Here is a 4,117-nt window from a genome sequence, read left to right as displayed (position 1 = left end):
AGACACGCTGGCATAATCACCTTATCACACAGGCGGCTTTCAGGCCGCTTTTTATTTCTCATAATTTAAAAGGATAACATAATGGATTTTTCTAAATTAGATGTTCACTCAACTGCACAACATACTTTCCGCTTTGAAGTTTTACACCCGGTTACCGGTGATGGTACCGGGGCATTTATTGATGTTTATGGCGCAGAAAGCGATCCGGTTCGCAAATATACGGCAAGCCAATTACGCCAACTCCAAAAACAAGAGTTTGAAAACAGCCGTACACGCAAACCAAAATACGTGGAACTCAGCGAACTTGAAGATCGCAAGTTAGAAAATGCCTTAGTACGTATTGCCGGCTGGGAAAATGTGAAATGGGGCAAAGAAGAGATGGTGTTTACTTCTGAAAATGCCCGTAAATTGCTAATGGCGTGCCCTTGGTTGAGCGATCAAATTGTTGAACATTCAGATGAATTGGGAAACTTCTTGAAAGCCTAGTTGACGACTTACTCGACTATGCGAAATCCGAATTTGAATTAGATAAAAAGCCAAAAGGGTCAGAATCAACCAATCGTGAACATTTACAAGCCATTCAAGACGCAACGGGGGCTGAATTAAGCGAACTCAATCATCCATTGCCTGATGAGATGGTGAGGTATCTACTTGATGACTTCTATGAAATTGCCCTATCTCGCCAGTACGGTATGGCGTGTAACTCCATTTTATACGCTGAAATTGAATCTTGGTGTCGATTAACTCAACGACACCTTGAGAAATGGGAACTCGAAGTCATCAAACGGTTAGATATGTTGTGGTTGCAAATTAATGAGGACTAAGCCCGAGCTGAAAAGGTCGGGTTTTTTATTACCTGAAATTTAATAGGAGCATATATGCAAGCATTAAAAACTGAATTTTTAGGACAAGAAGTAACTTTAATTGATAACAACGGTGTGCCTTATGTGGCAATGCGTGAGATTGTATTAGGGATTGGGTTGGACTGGAAAGTACAGCACCGTAAATTAACAGCACAATCTGAAAAATTCAGTTGTGGTCATATGACCACGACTGGAAGAGACGGCAAAAAATATGAAATGCTCTGTATCCCCATCAAAAAATTAAATGGTTGGCTATTTAGCTTAAACCCAAACAAAGTACGGTCAGATTTAAAAGAACGTCTGGAAAACTACCAAGAGGAATGTTTCCTTGCTTTATGGGATTACTGGACGGAAGGTGTTGCACGCCGTGATGAAGTGAAAAATAAACTCTCAGCTTGGAATATCAAAAATAAGGAATACAAAACTTCTGCAAGTGAAAAGGGAAAAGCACTAAACGCTTGTAAGAAAGAAAAAAGTGCATTGGAACAAGAGTATGCGCAAATCATGCAAATGGAACTATTTTTTAATTTATAAATAAACCCCGAACACTCGCAATGCTCGGGGTTTTCTTTTACCCATTGAAACGGAATGAGTAATTAATTATGGACATTATAGAAACAATTCTACCAATATTCAAGGAGCTTATTATGTTATACGGTTTATGGGAAACCACTATCGCACTGACCTTGGCTGGCGTTTTTTTGGTGTTGGCTTGGCGATTGCCAAATATCTTATCTGTGATTAAAGATTGGAAAAAATAATTAATTAAAAAAAACAAAAAGCCAAGAACTCGAAATTCTTGGCTTTCACTAGATAAGCATTTTTTGTTAGAGTGCTAAGTTATCGCATAATTATAGATAACCCTGATTGAAATCGTGGGAATATTTTAAAGGCTCTTTTTCGATTAAATAAAGAAGTAAGAGCTTACTTTATTCTAAACTAGTTATTAAGAGAAATTTTTAACATATTGTGTAATTCATTTGCAGGATCATGAATTATGTGTGAAATTCGTTGCTCCCCTGCTTTAATTATAAACCATTCGCATGGACTTTCAGGTTTTCCGTCAGTTCTTAATCCATTCTTTGGATAGAAAATTAATGTTAAGTTGACATCATCTAATGAAAGACCATAAACATGAAATAGAAAAAAATCTAACCCTTGATTTTCAAAAATAAGAGGAGCTCCTTCTTCTGATAATGGTGTTAGAACTAAATTATCTTTTTCATCTATATGCATATTATAATGTTCAATATGTTTAATTTTTAGCAAGGCTTCTTTAAGTTTTTTCAATGCGTTATGCCTTCTATTATTAAGCTTTTCAATTGATAATTGAATAGAACTAGGAACAGATGTCCTACCACTAGAATATGCTTTATGCTGATGTATTGTAATACCCAAGATAAATAGCCATCGATCTAATATTACATTTGAGCGTGCAAACTCATTTTTATATTGAATATAATTCATATAGTCCCTCCCAAAAAGTAGGTTTAATTTTTATTTGCATAAAATATGTGCCGCTATTTTTTTGTATTTTACACTAATTTTAGCGTAACGCAAGTGTTGTTTGACAGGGTGAAAATTAAAGTGTAGTATCTACCCAAGGTCTCAAAAGCCTTTTCATTCAGCGGTAATCCGCAACCGAAATCCTTTGCGGTTTTTTTGTATTTAAAATTTGTGATCTCTTTTCTCTTTCCACAATTTTCATACAAAAAGGTAATTTACAATCTATGATCGGCGGTGCGAGGAATACAACACCGAAAGGAAATAACTCCGCTAGACTGAATGCTAGTTTTGAGCCGCTGATCACCCTAACTCAAAATTAGGGCTTCTTTCAGAAGGAAACATTCAGATGTCTAGTCAATTAACTATTCTTAATACAAAAATCCGTTCCTTGGATGGTCTTTTTTCTTTAAATGATCTTCATCGTGCAAGCGGGGCAGAAGATAAACATTCTCCATTTCGCTTTATGCGAAATGAACAAACAAAAGAGCTTATTTCAGAGATAGATAGCCAAACACCAAATTTGGTGGCTAGCAAAATTATTCGTGGTGGAACAGATTTAACAGTTCGTGGCTATTGGGTCTGTGAAGAACTCGTATTAAGCTACGCAATGTGGATAAGCCCAAAATTCCATTTAGTTGTTCTACGAGCTTTCTTGGCAATGCACCGAAATGAACCGAAACAACTTGCTTTGCCTGAACCATCGAAAATGTATCAACGTGATTTAACAGAAAAAGAAATGCAAGATTTCTGTTGGGCGTGGTACGCATTGCGTAACTACATCGAACTCACGGATAAATTGCAAAAACAATTCGGTGGTTTCGGTGGTGATTATGCCCGAGCCATTCGCCAACTTAACGAACGCTACGGCAATCTTCCACAAGAGATGTTGCCGACATTGCAACGGATAACCGCTGAATTTAATCAAGATATTACGCACGGCAACGGCTGGAACCGCATTATCTACAATGTGCGACACCCTAACGCCATCATCCGAAGTGGCGGATTAGTCCACTTATTCTAAAACTTAATTAAAACCGACCGCACTTTTCCCTGTGAAAAATCGTGCGGCGGTTTTTTGCACCCTAAATAACCCTGAGAAATCGCTTTCTCGGGGTTTTTTATTACCCAAAATCCAATAGAGGAGAATATTATGCAACTTGCTAATCCTGAAAACTTTAAACAGTTTGTACAAAACAAAGATTCCAAAACGATTACCACATCTGAAACGGTGGCTAAAGTGTTTGGCAAATACCATAAACACGTTATGCGTGATATTCGTGAAATCTTAGAGGCAGGCGATGATGAATTTAACCGGACCAATTTTGGTCTCGTTGAATATATCGATAAAAAAGGTGAAAAACGCCCAATGTTTGAGATGACTAAAGACGGTTTTTTGTTATTGGTGATGGGGTACAAAACCAAGAAAGCGATGGCGATTAAAATTGCCTATATTAAAGCCTTTAATTTTATGCAAGAACAGTTGACCCAAAATGGAATGACATTGCTTGAGCAATACTATCAAGCATTAGGCGAGCATAAAGCTGAAAAACAATTTGCTAGCTTATGTGGAAAAGGGCTGAATCAATGGAAAGATAAAAAGCCGTACCTCGAGGCGACATTAAAAGTATTTGAAGATAAATTACAAATTGAATTACCGTTATTGAATTGACCTCACTTTTATTATGTGCGGTTTTTTATTGGAGCCAATATGAAAACCTTTACCTTCCCGCCCCAATGGAATATGAAGC

Annotated in this window: 6 protein-coding genes; 5 read left to right on the top strand and 1 reads right to left on the bottom strand. The window is 37.1% G+C overall.

Going from position 1 to position 4,117, the window contains the following annotated elements; all coding sequences use genetic code 11:
- The first annotated feature begins 81 nt into the window (after positions 1-81).
- The 3 genes from BKK54_RS11255 to BKK54_RS11245 are packed head-to-tail and all read left to right on the top strand — an operon-like array spanning position 82 to position 1,397.
- Positions 82-486, top strand: a complete 405-nt coding sequence (locus BKK54_RS11255) for a hypothetical protein (RefSeq protein WP_077543159.1) — start codon at positions 82-84, stop codon at positions 484-486.
- Complete coding sequence (locus BKK54_RS12290) at positions 462-824, top strand: phage tail assembly chaperone (protein ID WP_077543158.1); 363 nt, start codon at positions 462-464, stop codon at positions 822-824. The genes BKK54_RS11255 and BKK54_RS12290 overlap by 25 nt, the downstream gene beginning before the upstream one ends.
- A gap of 54 nt (positions 825-878) precedes the next feature.
- Positions 879-1,397, top strand: coding sequence for a phage antirepressor N-terminal domain-containing protein (locus BKK54_RS11245; protein ID WP_077543157.1), 519 nt, complete (start codon positions 879-881; stop codon positions 1,395-1,397).
- A gap of 405 nt (positions 1,398-1,802) precedes the next feature.
- On the opposite strand, the gene BKK54_RS11240 is transcribed toward BKK54_RS11245, so the two are convergent.
- The gene (locus BKK54_RS11240) at positions 1,803-2,330 is read right to left on the bottom strand and encodes a hypothetical protein (RefSeq protein ID WP_077543156.1); all 528 of its coding nucleotides are present in this window, start codon (positions 2,328-2,330) and stop codon (positions 1,803-1,805) included.
- 385 nt (positions 2,331-2,715) lie between these two features.
- Between BKK54_RS11240 and BKK54_RS11235 the strand changes: the two genes are divergently transcribed.
- Together BKK54_RS11235 and BKK54_RS11230 are read left to right on the top strand one after the other, a co-directional pair.
- Positions 2,716-3,390 (top strand): KilA-N domain-containing protein, encoded by a 675-nt coding sequence (locus tag BKK54_RS11235; protein ID WP_077543155.1) that lies wholly within the window; start codon positions 2,716-2,718, stop codon positions 3,388-3,390.
- Between the two features lie 129 nt (positions 3,391-3,519).
- Positions 3,520-4,038, top strand: a complete 519-nt coding sequence (locus BKK54_RS11230; protein ID WP_077543154.1) for a Rha family transcriptional regulator — start codon at positions 3,520-3,522, stop codon at positions 4,036-4,038.
- Positions 4,039-4,117 lie beyond the last annotated feature (79 nt).

It is taken from the genome of Rodentibacter genomosp. 1 (genome assembly GCF_001999285.1).
Taxonomy (GTDB): Bacteria; Pseudomonadota; Gammaproteobacteria; order Enterobacterales; family Pasteurellaceae; genus Rodentibacter.
The sequence above is the reverse complement of the archived record's forward strand: the minus strand, read 5'-3'. Positions and strand labels throughout refer to the sequence as shown.